At 67.1% G+C, this 13,342-nt stretch carries 13 protein-coding genes and 1 pseudogene; 7 read left to right on the top strand and 7 right to left on the bottom strand.

Features of this window, described 5'->3' with window-relative positions; all coding sequences use genetic code 11:
- Both Q0716_RS09720 and apbC read right to left on the bottom strand, forming a co-directional pair.
- The coding region (locus tag Q0716_RS09720; RefSeq protein ID WP_299022662.1) for a DUF3305 domain-containing protein at positions 1 to 468 on the bottom strand (468 nt) is incomplete at its 3' end.
- A 24-nt stretch (positions 469 to 492) separates the two neighbouring features.
- Positions 493 to 1,584, bottom strand: coding sequence for an iron-sulfur cluster carrier protein ApbC (gene apbC / locus Q0716_RS09715; RefSeq protein ID WP_299022660.1), 1,092 nt, complete (start codon positions 1,582 to 1,584; stop codon positions 493 to 495).
- A 188-nt stretch (positions 1,585 to 1,772) separates the two neighbouring features.
- Here apbC and metG point away from each other — a divergent pair, with 188 nt between their 5' ends.
- From metG to Q0716_RS09685, 6 genes and pseudogenes are all read left to right on the top strand, one after another.
- Positions 1,773 to 3,860, top strand: a complete 2,088-nt coding sequence (metG, locus tag Q0716_RS09710) for a methionine--tRNA ligase (protein WP_299022658.1) — start codon at positions 1,773 to 1,775, stop codon at positions 3,858 to 3,860.
- Positions 3,861 to 4,052: 192 nt separating this feature from the next.
- Positions 4,053 to 4,674, top strand: a pseudogene (locus tag Q0716_RS09705) (SulP family inorganic anion transporter); the annotation flags it as partial.
- A gap of 194 nt (positions 4,675 to 4,868) precedes the next feature.
- Positions 4,869 to 5,081 carry a DUF3460 family protein gene (locus Q0716_RS09700; RefSeq protein ID WP_299022656.1) on the top strand — a complete coding sequence of 71 codons (213 nt, stop codon included), beginning with the start codon at positions 4,869 to 4,871 and terminating at the stop codon, positions 5,079 to 5,081.
- Positions 5,078 to 5,926, top strand: coding sequence for a ScpA family protein (locus tag Q0716_RS09695; protein ID WP_299022653.1), 849 nt, complete (start codon positions 5,078 to 5,080; stop codon positions 5,924 to 5,926). The genes Q0716_RS09700 and Q0716_RS09695 overlap by 4 nt, the downstream gene beginning before the upstream one ends.
- A gap of 35 nt (positions 5,927 to 5,961) precedes the next feature.
- A complete protein-coding gene (nadB, locus tag Q0716_RS09690; RefSeq protein ID WP_299022650.1) occupies positions 5,962 to 7,581 on the top strand; it encodes an L-aspartate oxidase in 1,620 nt (539 codons plus the stop codon).
- Complete coding sequence (locus Q0716_RS09685) at positions 7,578 to 8,534, top strand: DMT family transporter (protein ID WP_299022647.1); 957 nt, start codon at positions 7,578 to 7,580, stop codon at positions 8,532 to 8,534. The genes nadB and Q0716_RS09685 overlap by 4 nt, the downstream gene beginning before the upstream one ends.
- On the opposite strand, the gene Q0716_RS09680 is transcribed toward Q0716_RS09685, so the two are convergent.
- Together Q0716_RS09680 and hemN are read right to left on the bottom strand one after the other, a co-directional pair.
- Entirely contained in the window at positions 8,503 to 9,174 is a 672-nt protein-coding gene (locus tag Q0716_RS09680; RefSeq protein ID WP_299022645.1) for a sulfite exporter TauE/SafE family protein, read from the bottom strand. The two genes, Q0716_RS09685 and Q0716_RS09680, sit on opposite strands and share 32 nt — an antisense overlap.
- Positions 9,175 to 9,217: 43 nt before the next feature.
- Positions 9,218 to 10,612: an oxygen-independent coproporphyrinogen III oxidase gene (gene hemN, locus Q0716_RS09675; RefSeq protein WP_299022642.1), complete on the bottom strand. Its 1,395-nt coding sequence runs from the start codon at positions 10,610 to 10,612 to the stop codon at positions 9,218 to 9,220.
- Positions 10,613 to 10,822: 210 nt separating this feature from the next.
- Between hemN and fnr the strand changes: the two genes are divergently transcribed.
- Positions 10,823 to 11,545, top strand: a complete 723-nt coding sequence (fnr, locus tag Q0716_RS09670; RefSeq protein ID WP_299022637.1) for a fumarate/nitrate reduction transcriptional regulator Fnr — start codon at positions 10,823 to 10,825, stop codon at positions 11,543 to 11,545.
- On the opposite strand, the gene Q0716_RS09665 is transcribed toward fnr, so the two are convergent.
- The 3 genes from Q0716_RS09665 to ccoG form a co-directional block, all read right to left on the bottom strand.
- Positions 11,520 to 11,843, bottom strand: coding sequence for a hypothetical protein (locus tag Q0716_RS09665; RefSeq protein ID WP_299022634.1), 324 nt, complete (start codon positions 11,841 to 11,843; stop codon positions 11,520 to 11,522). The two genes, fnr and Q0716_RS09665, sit on opposite strands and share 26 nt — an antisense overlap.
- Before the next feature lie 35 nt (positions 11,844 to 11,878).
- Entirely contained in the window at positions 11,879 to 12,172 is a 294-nt protein-coding gene (locus Q0716_RS09660) for a nitrogen fixation protein FixH (protein WP_299022632.1), read from the bottom strand.
- A gap of 66 nt (positions 12,173 to 12,238) precedes the next feature.
- Positions 12,239 to 13,342: cytochrome c oxidase accessory protein CcoG (ccoG, locus tag Q0716_RS09655; protein WP_299022629.1), on the bottom strand; the 1,104-nt coding region annotated here is incomplete at its 5' end.

Raw genomic sequence — 13,342 nt, 5'->3', positions numbered from 1 at the left:
AGGCGCGGGCACCTGGTCCACCCGCTCTTGGGCATCGAGCCAGCGCCCCGCGTCGTGGTAGCTGAGCGTGACGATCTGGGGTTCGGGTAAATCGTCGTCGGTCTCCCCCGAGCGCCACATCACCCAAAAGCACGGCTGCGGCGCGGTCAGGTTCAAATACAAGCCCTCGGCATCCTCCGGGTGCAACGACACGACGTAGCCCGGAAAACCCCAATGACTCTGGGCGGCCGACGCGGGGGCATCACAAGGCTCGAGCGCCACCGGCCCGCGCCCGGCCAGTGTCGGCCAGACGGCGCAGGTCAGCTCGTGCGGCCCCTGCAGCACCTGCACGTCTGCCAGCGTCCAGCGCCACGGCTGCCAGCGCGCCATCGGGCCCGGCACGGGCTCGCGTCGCATCACGACGCCCGTCACGATCCGCTCCGCCGCCCGGGGGGCAGGAGAAGGGTTGCTGCCCGTCAGCATATCCATGGTCTGCACCGGAGCCGATGTCGCTTACGTCTCTCGACTGATGGTGATCGTGGGAAACTTACTCGAATAGTCCTTGGCGCGCGCCGCCACTGCGATGGCCACCTGCCGCGCCGCTGCAGCGTATATCTTGGCGATCTCGCCCTCCGGGTCGGCCACCACGGTCGGGCGCCCGGTGTCGGCCTGCTCGCGGATCTGCCGGTTCAGCGGCAGCGCGCCCAGGTAGGCCGCGCCCAGCTCCTGGGCCATGCGTTTGCCGCCGTCGGCACCGAAAATGTGCTCCGTGTGTCCGCACTGCGGACAGCAATAGACGGCCATGTTTTCCACGATGCCCAGGATCGGCACGCCCACCTTCTGAAACATCGTGATGCCTTTGCGGGCGTCGAGCAAGGCAATGTCCTGCGGGGTGGTCACGATCACCGCCCCGGTCAGCGGCACGCGCTGCGACAGCGTGAGCTGGATGTCGCCGGTTCCCGGTGGCATATCCACCAGCAGGTAGTCCAAATCCTTCCAGTTGGTCTGCCGCAGCAGCTGCTCCAGCGCCTGGGTGGCCATGGGGCCGCGCCAGATCATGGCCTCGTCCTTGTCCACCAGAAAACCAATCGACATGACCTGCACGCCGTAGTTCTCCAGCGGCTCCATGGTCTTGCCGTCCAGGCTTTCCGGCCGCCCCTCGATGCCCATCATCATCGGCTGGCTGGGCCCATAGATGTCGGCATCCAGGATACCCACACGGGCCCCTTCCGCCGCCAGCGCCAGCGCCAGGTTGACGGTGGTGGTGCTTTTGCCGACGCCACCCTTGCCGGACGCCACCGCGATGACGTTCTTGACCTGCGGCAGCAGCTGCACGCCACGCTGCACCGCATGGGCCTGGATGCGGGTGACGATCTGCACCGACACGTTGTCCACGCCGGGCACGCCCTTGGCGGCCGCGATGAGCGCGCGCCGCAACTCGGGCCACTGGCTGCGCGCGGGGTAGCCCAGCTCGACCTCGAACGCCACATCACCGCCGCTGATTTGCAGGTTGCGCAGCGCCTTGGTGGAAACGAAATCCTTGCCGGTGTTGGGGTCGACGACGGTTTGCAGCGCGCGCTGCAGCACTTCGGGGTTGATACTCATGGATCGGGTGTCTCCTGGTAACGGGTCAGTGTGGCCGATAACCGTGCAGTCTAGCCGCTGCGGCACGATTTTCGCGTCGGCGGCGGCGAAGTGCCCTCAGTAAAATCGCGGACTTGCGCGACGGGTCACCTTTGCCCCTTGCCGGCCGCCCGATGGTCCGGCCCCGTTCGCCGTCACAGGACTGCCCCATGCCACAGCGCCGACTGTTCGTCACCACCGCCCTGCCCTACGCCAACGGCCACTTTCACATCGGCCACATCATGGAATACATCCAGGCCGACATCTGGGTGCGCACCCAGCGGCTGTTGGGGCACGAGGTGCATTTCGTCGGCGCCGATGATGCGCACGGCGCGCCGATCATGATCGCCGCGGAGAAGGCCGGCAAGACGCCCCAGCAGTTCGTGGCCGAGATTGCCGCCGGCCGCCAGGCCTACCTGGACGGCTTTCACGTGCGCTTCGACAACTGGCACAGCACCGACGCACCCGAAAACCACCAGCTCGCGCAGGACATCTACCGGGCGCTCAAGGCGGCGGGACTGATCGAGACCCGCACCATCGAGCAGTTCTACGACCCGGTCAAGGGCATGTTCCTGCCCGACCGCTACATCAAAGGGCAGTGCCCGCGTTGCGGTGCTGCGGATCAGTATGGTGACGCCTGTGAAGCCTGCGGCGCGGTTTACACGCCCACGGAGCTGCGCCAGCCGTACTCCGCGCTGTCGGGCGCCACGCCGGAGCTGCGCCAGTCTGAGCACTACTTCTTCAAGCTGTCCGACCCGCGCTGCGTGCAATTTCTGCAGGACTGGACCAGCACCCCCGGGCGCCTGCAGCCCGAGGTGGTCAACAAAATACGCGAGTGGCTGGGTGACGGCTCGGGCGGGGCACTGAGCGACTGGGACATCAGCCGCGACGCACCTTACTTCGGCATCGAAATCCCCGACGCACCGGGCAAATATTTCTACGTCTGGCTCGATGCTCCCATCGGGTATCTGGCCAGCCTAAAAAACCATTTCGACAAGGGACAGGCCGCGCAGCACTGGCACGCCCCGTCGCGCACCGCACAGAGCTTCGACGAGTTCGTGGCCGACCCGGCAGTGGAACAGGTCCACTTCATCGGCAAGGACATCACCTACTTTCACACGCTGTTTTGGCCGGCCATGTTGCATTTTTCGGGCCGCAAAACGCCCGCGCACGTCTTCGTGCACGGCTTCATCACGGTCAGCGGCGAAAAGATGAGCAAGAGCCGCGGCACCGGCATCGACCCCATGCGCTACCTGCGCCTGGGACTCAACCCCGAGTGGCTGCGCTACTACCTGGCAGCCAAACTCAACCCGCACGTCGAGGACGTGGACTTCAACCCGGACGATTTCGTCGCTCGCGTCAACAGCGACCTGGTCGGCAAATACGTCAACATCGCCTCGCGCGCGGCGGGCTTCATCACCAAGCGCTTTGGCGGGCAACTGGGCGCCATCTCGCCCGACGGCGAGGCGCTGCTGGACACCCTGCAGGCCGCGCTGCCTGCGGTGGCGCAGCTGTGGGCCGAGCGCGAATACGGCAAGGCCGTGCGCGACATCATGGCCCTGGCCGACCGCGTCAACGCCTACGTGGATCAAAACAAGCCCTGGGAGCTGGCCAAGGACCCGGCCCTGAGCGAGCGCCTGCACGACGTCTGCACCACCTGCCTGGAGGCATTCCGGCTGCTGACGGCGATGCTGAAGCCGGTGTTGCCTGCCACCGCCGAGCGGGTGGAGGCCTTCCTGCGCTGCGCGCCGCTGGACTTCGACAACGCACGCCAGCCCTTGGGGGCCGGACACGCCATTGAGCCCTACAGTCACTTGATGCAGCGCGTCGATGCGAAGACCCTGGACGCGCTGTTCGAGCCGGCTGCGGCCCCAGCGGCAGCCCCGTCCGCGCCCGTGCCGGGCGGGGAGCCGATCGCCCCCACCATCACCATCGACGACTTTGCCAAGGTGGACTTGCGCATCGCGCGCATCGTCGCGTGCGAGCGGGTCGAAGGCTCGACCAAGCTGTTGCGCCTGACGCTGGATGTCGGCGAGGGCCGCACGCGGCGAGTATTCTCTGGCATCGCCTCGGCCTACACGCCCGAGCAACTGGTGGGGCAACTGACGGTGATGGTGGCCAACCTGGCACCGCGCCAGATGAAGTTTGGCGTCAGTGAGGGCATGGTGCTCGCCGCGAGCGCCGCCGACGGCGGCCAACCTGGGTTGTTTCTGCTGCAACCCCACGACGGGGCCACCCCCGGCATGCGGGTACGTTGAGCATCGCGTTGTGGATGGCGTACACTGCGGTCCGAATGGGTCCCACTCAGCGCCACCCCTCCCATCGCCGCTCCACCGGTCTGACGGCAAGGCGGCGTTTCATCACGCGGCTGCGCCACTGCGGCCCGCCCCATCCCCATCTCGCCGCCGAGGGGCTTTTCGCTTGCCAAACGTGGAATGGAGATGGGGAGCATGGCGCAATGGAATGTTCACCGGTTTCGTCCCCGGCTGCTGGACGATCTTTCGGGTTATGACCGCACACGCCTGTGGCGTGACATCGGTGCAGGATTGACTGTCGGCGTGGTGGCACTGCCACTGGCCATGGCGTTTGCCATCGCCAGCGGGCTGTCGCCCCAGGCCGGGTTGTGGACGGCCATCGTCGCGGAGTCGGCGGGTTGCTGGTGTCGACCTTCTGCGCCGGGCTGCTGTTGTTTGTGTACCGGCCCCGATTATCTGGCCCCGGCTCTGGGCCCAGGATTCCGCCTTTCGCCAGCGGCTGCAGGCCCTGGAGGGCGTGTCGGCGCTGCGTGCCACGTCGCGCCTGCCCGCGCCCGTGGTGGTGCTCGTCACCCTCAGCCTACTGGCCGCCTGGCTCGACTGGCCGGTGGAAACCATCGGCAGCCGCTTCGGCGGCATTCCCCAGAGTCTGCCGACTTTGGTGTGGCCCGATGTCAGTTGGGACACCGTTCGCCAACTGGTCATGCCCACGCTGACGATCGCCGCGCTGGGCGCCATCGAATCCCTGCTGTGCGCGCGCGTCGCCGATCAGCTGCACGCCGGGCGCAAACACGATCCCAACCAGGGGCTCGATGCGCTGGAATCACTCGCCCAAACGATCGAGCGGCGCGGCGGTACCCTCGTCATCGAGCAGCTGCACGCGCAGCCGCTGTCGCTGATGCAGCGCAGCGGTTTTCTCGAGCGCGTGCATGGCTGGTCTGCCTGCGCCGACCCATCCACGGCGGGGCCCGCCTAAAATGCGCGCGTCGTTTTGTTGGATTGCGCACCACCATGAACCCGCTTGGTTTGCCTGATTACGTCTCGGACGCCACCCAGTTCCTCGAATCGCTCAAGCGCAACAAGCCCAGCCTGGAGGCCGAACAGCGCGCGGGCCGAGCCCTGCTGTGGGATCGGCCGCAGGATCGCGACTTCTGGCGCGAAGCGCAGCACGCCCGCGTGCCGCAAAAGCCCTACGTCTACCAAACCGAGCCGTCGCTGAAGTGAACGGCCCATTGGCCGAGCTCCCGCCTGCGCCCGCGCCAGCGACCGACCCACCGGCCGTGGTGGATCAGGTCGCGATCGCGCGCCTGTACGGTGAGCCCCTGTTTGCGCTGCCGCAAGACCTCTACATCCCGCCGGATGCGCTCGAGGTCTTTCTCGAGGCGTTCGAGGGACCGCTGGACCTGCTGCTGTACCTGATCCGGCGGCAAAACTTCAACATCCTCGACATCCCCATGGCCGAGGTCACGCGCCAATATCTCGGGTATATCGAGCAGATTCGTCAGCGCAACCTCGAACTCGCTGCCGAATACCTGCTGATGGCGGCCATGCTCATCGAGATCAAGTCGCGCATGCTGCTGCCCCCGACGCCCAGCGCCGACGGCACGGAGCCCGAGGACCCGCGCGCGGAACTCGTGCGCCGCCTGCTGGAGTACGAGCAAATCAAGCTGGCCGCGCGCCAGCTCGAGGCGCTGCCGCAACTCGGGCGCGATTTCTGGCGCGCGCAGGTGCACATCGAGCAGTCGCTCACCCCGCGCTGGCCCGAGGTGAGCGTGGACGACCTGCGGGCGGCCTGGCGTGATATCCTGCGCCGGGCCCGACTCGCGCAGCGGCACACCATCACGCGCGAGACGCTGTCGGTACGCGAGTCGATGAGCGCGGTGCTGCGCGCGCTGCAGGGGCGCCGCTTCGTCGAGTTCACCGAGCTGTTCGACCCCGCGCGCGGTGTGGCGGTGGCCGTGGTCACCTTCGTTGCCATGCTCGAGCTGGCCAAGGAACACCTGATCGAGCTGACGCAGGCCGAGGCCTACGCGCCCATCTACGTCCGCTTGGCCTACGTGCCCTCTTGACCGGACACGCCCATACCGCTTGACCACGCCCCACCATGACCGATTCCACCCCGAACCCGGCCCCACCACGCGACTACGACGTGCTCATCATCGGCAGCGGTCTGGCCGGACTGGCCACGGCCCTGCTGCTGCCCAGCGACTGGCGCGTGGCCATCGTCACCAAACGCTCCATCGCAGACGGCTCCAGCGGCTGGGCCCAGGGGGGGATCGCCGCCGTGCTGGCCGACGACGACAGCTTCGAGCAGCACATCCAAGACACGATGATCGCGGGTGCCGGCCTGTGCGATCCGGCCGCCACGCGCTTCACGGTCGAGCACGCACCCGAGGCGATCGCCTGGTTGCGCGAGTTGGGCACGCCCTTCACGGCCGACGGCGACGGCCTGCACCTGACGCGCGAGGGTGGCCACAGCGCGCGCCGCATCGTGCACGCGGCGGACGCGACCGGCGCGGCCATCCAGCAAACACTCATCGAGCGGGTGCGTGCCGCCCGTCACATTGACGTGTTCGAAACCCACGCGCTGGTCGACCTGATCCTGAGCGACCGCCACGCCGCGCGCCGCGAACTGCCGCGGCGGGTGCTGGGCGCGTATGTGCTGGACGAGGCCACCGACACCATCGAGGTCTTTGCCGCCCCGCACACGGTGCTGTGCACGGGGGGCGCAGGCAAGGTGTATCTCTACACCTCCAACCCGGACACGGCCACGGGAGACGGCATCGCCGCCGCCTGGCGAGCGGGCTGCCGGGTAGCCAACATGGAGTTCATCCAGTTCCACCCCACCTGCCTGTACCACCCCAAGGCCAAGAGCTTTCTGATCAGCGAAGCCGTGCGCGGTGAAGGCGGCATCCTCAAGCTGCCCCCCCACCTGGGCAGCCACCGCTTCATGCCCGACCACGACCCGCGCGCCGAGCTGGCACCGCGCGACATCGTGGCACGCGCCATCGACTTCGAGATGAAAAAGCACGGCATCCCGTGCGTCTATCTCGACATCTCGCACCAGCCCGCGGCGTTTTTGCACGAGCATTTTCCCAACATCCTCCAACGCTGCGCCGAGCTGGGCATCGACATCACGCGTGAGCCCATCCCGGTGGTGCCTGCTGCCCACTACACCTGCGGCGGGGTGGTGACCGACCTGCGCGGCCGCACCGACCTGCCCGGCCTGTACTGTGTGGGCGAGGCCAGCTACACCGGGCTGCACGGCGCCAACCGGCTGGCCAGCAATTCGCTGCTGGAATGCCTGGTGTTTGCCCGCGCCGCCGCGCGTGACATGGCGGCGCAAGCGCGCATCCCCACGGCGCCCGTGCGGCCGTGGGACGACAGCCGCGTCATCGACGCCGACGAGCAAGTCGTCATCAGCCACAACTGGGACGAGCTGCGCCGCTTCATGTGGGACTACGTGGGCATCGTGCGTACCGACAAGCGGCTGGAGCGCGCCGCGCACCGCATCGCCCTGCTGCAGGCCGAAATCCAGGAGTTTTATGCGCGCTTTCACGTCAGCCGCGACTTGCTGGAGCTGCGCAACCTGGTGCAAGTGGCCGACCTGATCGTGCGCTGCGCCCAGCTGCGCAAGGAAAGCCGCGGCCTGCACTATAGCCGCGACTACCCCTACACCCTGCCGCAGGCGCGACCCACCCTCCTCACGCCCGACGCCCGATGAGCGCCCGCCCTGCTACCCCATGGCTGGCCTACGGGTCGCTGGCGGCCAGCATGGCACTGGTGGGCAGCTACGTGGCCCTGTCCAAACCGCTGGTGGCGGCGCTGCCGGTGTTCCTGCTGGCGTGGCTGCGCTACCTGATCGGCGCGGCCGCCATGGTGCACTGGCTGCGCAAACCGGCGTCGGAGCCGGCGCTCGACCGGCACACGCACGGGCTGCTCTTCCTACAGGCCCTGCTGGGCAATTTTTTGTTTTCGCTGTGCATGCTGTTTGGCGTCAGCCTGACCACGGCCAGCGCCGCTGGCGTCATCATGGCGGCCATTCCCGCCGTGGTCGCGCTGCAGTCGGCGCTCTTCCTGCGCGAGCGGCTGGATGCGCGCTCCGGTGCAGCGGTGGCCTTGGCGGCCGTCGGCATCGGGCTGTTTTCGCTCGACAAGGCCGCCCCCGGCGCCGCCGCGGCGCACGGCACGTGGCTGGGCATGCCGCTGCCACTGTGGGGCAACGCACTGGTCTTTGCCGCTGTCGTGTGTGAGGCCGCCTACGTCGTCATCGGCAAGCGGCTGACCGGTCAACTGGGCGCGCGGCGCATCGCGGCGATCATCAACCTGTGGGGCCTGGCGCTCATGACGCCGCTGGGCCTGTGGGCCGCGCTACGCTTCGACGGCTGGGCGCTGCTGTCGCTGGGCCTGTGGGCGCTGCTGCTGTTTTATGGCCTGGCCGCCAGCGTCTGGACGGTGTGGCTGTGGATGACGGGCCTGCGCCACGTACCCGCCGCCCGGGCTGGGGTGTTCACCGTGATGCTGCCCATCAGCGCGGCCACGATCGGTGTGCTGTTCATGGGCGAGCGGCTAACGCCGCTGCAGTGGCTGGCGTTTGGCGTGGCGCTGGTGGGGCTGGTGGTGGCGACCCTGCCCGGGCGCACGCCTACGCGCACCACAGACCCGTCGGCTGGGTGATGCCCATCCACAACGCCCAGCCGGACGTGGCCGCCAGCGCCAGCCCGGCCAAGCGGATGCCCCAGCCACCGGAGCGCGCCTGCGCCAGCCGCAGCAACAGCCACGGCCCTGCCGCCAGCGACACCATGGTCCCGATGGCAAACGCGGCCATGATGGCAGCGCCCGATAACGCCGACGCCGACAACGACGCCACCAGCAGCGCCGAGTAGAGCAGCCCACAGGGCATCAACGCCCAGCCGAGCCCGAGCGCCACGGGCGCGCGCGCGCCCAAGCGGGCCATGACCGGGCGCACCCGCCGCCAGACGGCCTGCGCCCAGCCATCCAGAAAGGCCGGCTGCCGCGCCTGCCACAGCAGCACCAGCCCGAGCACGAACGCCGCCACGTGCATCATGGTCCACACCGGCCGCAGCACCGCGGTCTGCTGCCCCAGCCAGCCCATGCCCTGTACCGTGCCGCCCGCCAACGCCCCCAGCAGCGCATAGCCGGCCAGCCGGCTGAACTGCCACGTCCACAGCGCCCGCTGCGGGTGCGGGCCAGCGGCACGGGCAATACCCGCGCAGGCGGCACCACACATGGTCACGCAGTGCGGGCCGCCGACCAGCCCCATCACCAGGGCCGACAGCGTCATCGAGGTCAGCATGGCACGATGCTAACAGCCCGCGGCTGGGCCTGCCGGTAGCACCTCAAATGATCTTGGAAAACCGCGCCCGGTCTTGATCGACCTGCAAGTAGCGGTCGAACACCATGGCGACGGCGCGCACCAAATACCAGCCCGTGGGCGTCACTTCGATGTGGGCATCGCCGATGCGTACCAGCCCATCGCGCTCGAACGCGCGCAGCTGCTCCAGCTCGCGCGCGAAGTGCTGGCGAAAATCGATCAGGTGCGCCAGATTGATCGACTCGAAATCGACCAACCCCTGGCACATGATGGCCATGATCACACTGCGGCGCAACAGATCCTCGCGCGTCAGCGCCAGCCCGCGCACGATGGGCAGCCGCCCTTGGTCGAGCGCGTCGTAGTACTCCTCCAGCGTCTTGGCATTTTGGCTGTAGGTGGCGCCGATGCGGCCAATGGCCGATACCCCCAGCGCGATCAGGTCGCAATCGGGCTGCGTGCTGTAGCCCTGAAAGTTGCGGTGCAGCCGCCCCTGCCGCTTGGCCACCGCCAGCGCATCGTTGGGCAACGCAAAATGGTCCATGCCCACGTACACATAACCCACGGCACTCAGATGGTCGAGCGACAGCGACAACATGGCCAACTTGTCCGCCGGACTGGGCAACTCCGCCGCGTGGATGCGCCGCTGCGGCTTGAAGCGCGCCGGCAGATGCGCATAAGCGTAGAGCGCGATGCGATCCGGCCGCAGGCGCTCGACGAGCTCGAGCGTGCGCCGAAACGACTCTGGGGTCTGCTGAGGCAGTCCGTAAATGAGGTCGACGTTGACCGACTCAAAGCCGATCTCGCGCGCCGCGGCCACGAGGGCGAACACCTGCTCGGCCGGCTGAATCCGGTGCACCGCCCGCTGCACCGCGCCATCGAAGTCCTGCACGCCAAAACTCAGGCGGTTGAACCCCAGTTGGTGCAGATGGGCCAAGCGCTGCGCGGTCACCGTGCGGGGGTCGACCTCGATCGAATACTCGCCCCCAGGGACGAGTTCGAAGTGGCGCCGGATCATCGCCATCAGGTCGGACAACTCCGCGTCGCTGAGGAAGGTCGGCGTGCCCCCCCCAAGGTGCAGCTGCGTCACGCGGTGCCCGCGCCCGACGTGTTCGGTCTGCAATTCCAGCTCGCGCGACAGGTAGCGCAGGTACTCCGCCGCGCGTTCGTGGTGCTTGGTCACCACCTTGTTGCATGCGCAGTAGTAGCACAGCGACTCGCAAAACGGGATGTGTACATACACCGACAGCGGCAGCGCCAGCGACCCCGCTCGCCGCTGTTGCAGGGCTTGCACGTAGTCACGCTCGGTAAACGCTTCGACAAACCGGTCCGCCGTCGGGTAGGACGTGTAGCGCGGGCCCGGAATGTCGAACCGGCGCAGCAGATCTTCGTCGATGACGTGTTTCACGGCGGGCAGCTCCATAGGCGACGAACTGTGCACCAGCGTAGCCTTGCGTGGGTTGACGTGAGTCAAACCCCCTGCGGGAGCGACGTTCCCCAAAACCCTGCAGGGCATGGGCCCACCGCACGGGGCGGCACGCGCATCGGGTTGTTATGATCGGGCGCATATCGTTCATGGCGAGTCTGCGCCTCGTTTCACCCACCTCTGCCTCACACCGGCCCCCATCGCCTCATGGATCTGCACAGCATCAAGGTCGCCTGCTCCAGCTGCAACCTGCGCGAGCTCTGCATCCCGGTCGGCCTCAAGCCGGACGAGATGGAGCAGCTCGACAACCTGATCAGCACGCGTCGCCGGGTGCGGCGGGGCGGGACCCTGTTTGCCGCGGGCGACGGCTTCACGTCGCTGTACGCGGTACGATCCGGATTTTTCAAGACCGTGATCACGACGGCGGACGGCCGCGATCAGGTCACCGGGTTTCAAATGGCGGGCGAAATCCTGGGGCTCGATGGCATCGTGCAGGACAAGCACTCGTGCTCGGCCGTGGCGCTCGAAGACGCCGAGGTGTGCGTGCTGCCATTCGACAAGCTCGAGCAGCTCTCGCGCGAGTTCAGCACGCTGCAGCACCACGTACACCGCATCATGAGCCGCGAGATCGTGCGCGATCAGGGCGTGATGCTGCTGCTGGGCAGCATGCGCGCCGAAGAACGACTGGCGGCTTTTTTGCTCAACCTCGTGCAGCGCCTGCATTCGCGCGGCTTTTCACGCACCGAGATGGTGTTGCGCATGACGCGCGAGGAAATCGGCAGCTACCTGGGAATGAAGCTCGAGACGGTCAGTCGTACGTTTTCGCGCTTTCAGGACGAGGGCATCATCGAAGTCAAGCAGCGCTACGTTCGCATCCTCGACCCGGAGGCACTCGCGGCCATTGTCAACCAGAGCCGCGAGGAGAATTAAGCGGGGAGTTGAGCGGCGCGTTGCGCGCGCAGTCAGCCGGGCGCTGATCTGGCGGCACCGGGCAGCGGTTGATTTCCCACGGCGACAGCGACAACAGCGTGGTAAGCGCGCTCGACGCCATGGTCAGCGCCCAAAAAATGAAGAACGCGACCGTGTAGACCGCCTGCCGCGACCAACCGAGCGATTCGCCCGCCCAGTGCAGATCGTGGGGATCGACGAAGGCGAACACCACCATTTCGATCACGGCCGCCATCAAAAAAGCGGGCCAAGCAATCCACATCACGCGTTGGGCCAGCATCGACAGTCTCCTCTTTGTTGTTGCCCCGCGCCGCCTCAATCGTCTTTAGGCAACGTCGGGGACACGACGTGGTTACGCGCCTGGTTGGCAGGCAGCACCGCTTTTTCGGCCTGCAGGCGCTCCTCCGGCGTCATGCGCTCCGGCGCGACCGCGACCGGCGCCGGCATCGCCTCGCGCGGCAGCACGGGGTCTGGATTGCGCACGGCGATCGTGACCGTCACGATGGACGCGATCACGACCACCAAGGGGCCACCGATGACCATCCAGACCATGGGCTCGCGGTACCAGGGTCGGGAAGGGGCGGATGACGCGGAGGGCGTACCAGACATGGTGGACATAGTGTAGGCCTTTGGCGAGTACTTTGGGATACGGATCAACCCGAATACCCTGGGGGGTCATCGGGGTATCAGGAAGGTGGTTTTCTCGCGCACGGCGATCGAGCCGTCGGCGGTGCGGAAAGTCATAACGATGGGGTGAGAGCCGGGCTGCAACCCCGGGGGAACCTGCACACGTACCGGCACCGAGCGCACCTCGGTGGGCAGCAGATGTACGACGGGATCCGACGCGAGCGTCACCCCCGGCAAGCCCTCGACCGCCACCTGCAGCTCGCGCTCGGACTCGGACGCGTTCATGAACTGCACGCGGTAGACGTTTTCGATCCGGCCCATCTCGACCATGCGGGCCAGCGCGCCGCGGTCGCGGATCACGTCCACCTTCAGCGGCACGCGCAGCCACAGGCTCACGCCCAGCGCCGCCACGATGGTGAGCAAAATGGCACTGTAGATCAAGACGCGCGGACGAAACGCCCGGCGGATCATCTGGGCGCGGCTCCAGTGGTTGGCCATGCCGTTTTGGGTCGAGTACTTGACCAGCCCCTTGGGATAGCCCATCTTCTCCATCACCTCGTCGCAGACGTCGGCGCAGGCACCGCAACCGATGCACTCGTACTGCAGACCATTGCGGATGTCGATGCCGGTTGGGCACACCTGCACGCACAGTGTACAGTCAATGCAGTCACCTAATCCCAACGCCTTCGGGTCAGCCGACTTCTTGCGCGCGCCGCGCGGCTCGCCGCGCTCGGCGTCGTAGGTCACGATCATCGTGTCCTTGTCGAACATGGCGCTCTGGAAGCGCGCGTACGGGCACATGTATTTGCAGACCTGCTCGCGCATGTAGCCCGCGTTGCCGTAAGTGGCAAAACCGTAGAAGAAAATCCAGAAGGTCTGCCACGGACCCAGGTTCCACTCGAGGACGGCAGCGCCCAGCTCACGGATGGGCGTGAAATAACCCGCAAACGTAAACCCGGTCCAGAGACCGAACACAATCCATGCGATCTGTTTGCCGCCCTTGCGTGCCAGCTTACGCAGGCTCCAGGGCTCTTGGTCCAGTCGCATGCGCGCCGAGCGGTCACCCTCGAAGAGCTTTTCCATCCACAGATAAATCTCGGTATAGACCGTCTGCGGACAGGCGTAGCCGCACCACAGCCGGCCGGCGATGGC

It is taken from the genome of uncultured Tepidimonas sp. (genome assembly GCF_938045175.1).
GTDB lineage: Bacteria > Pseudomonadota > Gammaproteobacteria > Burkholderiales > Burkholderiaceae_C > Tepidimonas.
The sequence above is the reverse complement of the archived record's forward strand: the minus strand, read 5'-3'. Positions and strand labels throughout refer to the sequence as shown.

Bases quoted from the DNA above. Each gene is read 5' to 3' on its own strand.
- Q0716_RS09665 (WP_299022634.1), bottom strand. From the start codon at position 11,843: ATGCTGGCCCAACGCGTGATGTGGATTGCTTGGCCCGCTTTTTTGATG.
- Q0716_RS09660 (WP_299022632.1), bottom strand. From the start codon at position 12,172: ATGTCTGGTACGCCCTCCGCGTCATCCGCCCCTTCCCGACCCTGGTAC.
- fnr (WP_299022637.1), top strand. From the start codon at position 10,823: ATGGATCTGCACAGCATCAAGGTCGCCTGCTCCAGCTGCAACCTGCGC.
- Q0716_RS09680 (WP_299022645.1), bottom strand. From the start codon at position 9,174: ATGCTGACCTCGATGACGCTGTCGGCCCTGGTGATGGGGCTGGTCGGC.
- Q0716_RS09685 (WP_299022647.1), top strand. From the start codon at position 7,578: ATGAGCGCCCGCCCTGCTACCCCATGGCTGGCCTACGGGTCGCTGGCG.
- apbC (WP_299022660.1), bottom strand. From the start codon at position 1,584: ATGAGTATCAACCCCGAAGTGCTGCAGCGCGCGCTGCAAACCGTCGTC.
- metG (WP_299022658.1), top strand. From the start codon at position 1,773: ATGCCACAGCGCCGACTGTTCGTCACCACCGCCCTGCCCTACGCCAAC.
- Q0716_RS09700 (WP_299022656.1), top strand. From the start codon at position 4,869: ATGAACCCGCTTGGTTTGCCTGATTACGTCTCGGACGCCACCCAGTTC.
- hemN (WP_299022642.1), bottom strand. From the start codon at position 10,612: ATGGAGCTGCCCGCCGTGAAACACGTCATCGACGAAGATCTGCTGCGC.
- nadB (WP_299022650.1), top strand. From the start codon at position 5,962: ATGACCGATTCCACCCCGAACCCGGCCCCACCACGCGACTACGACGTG.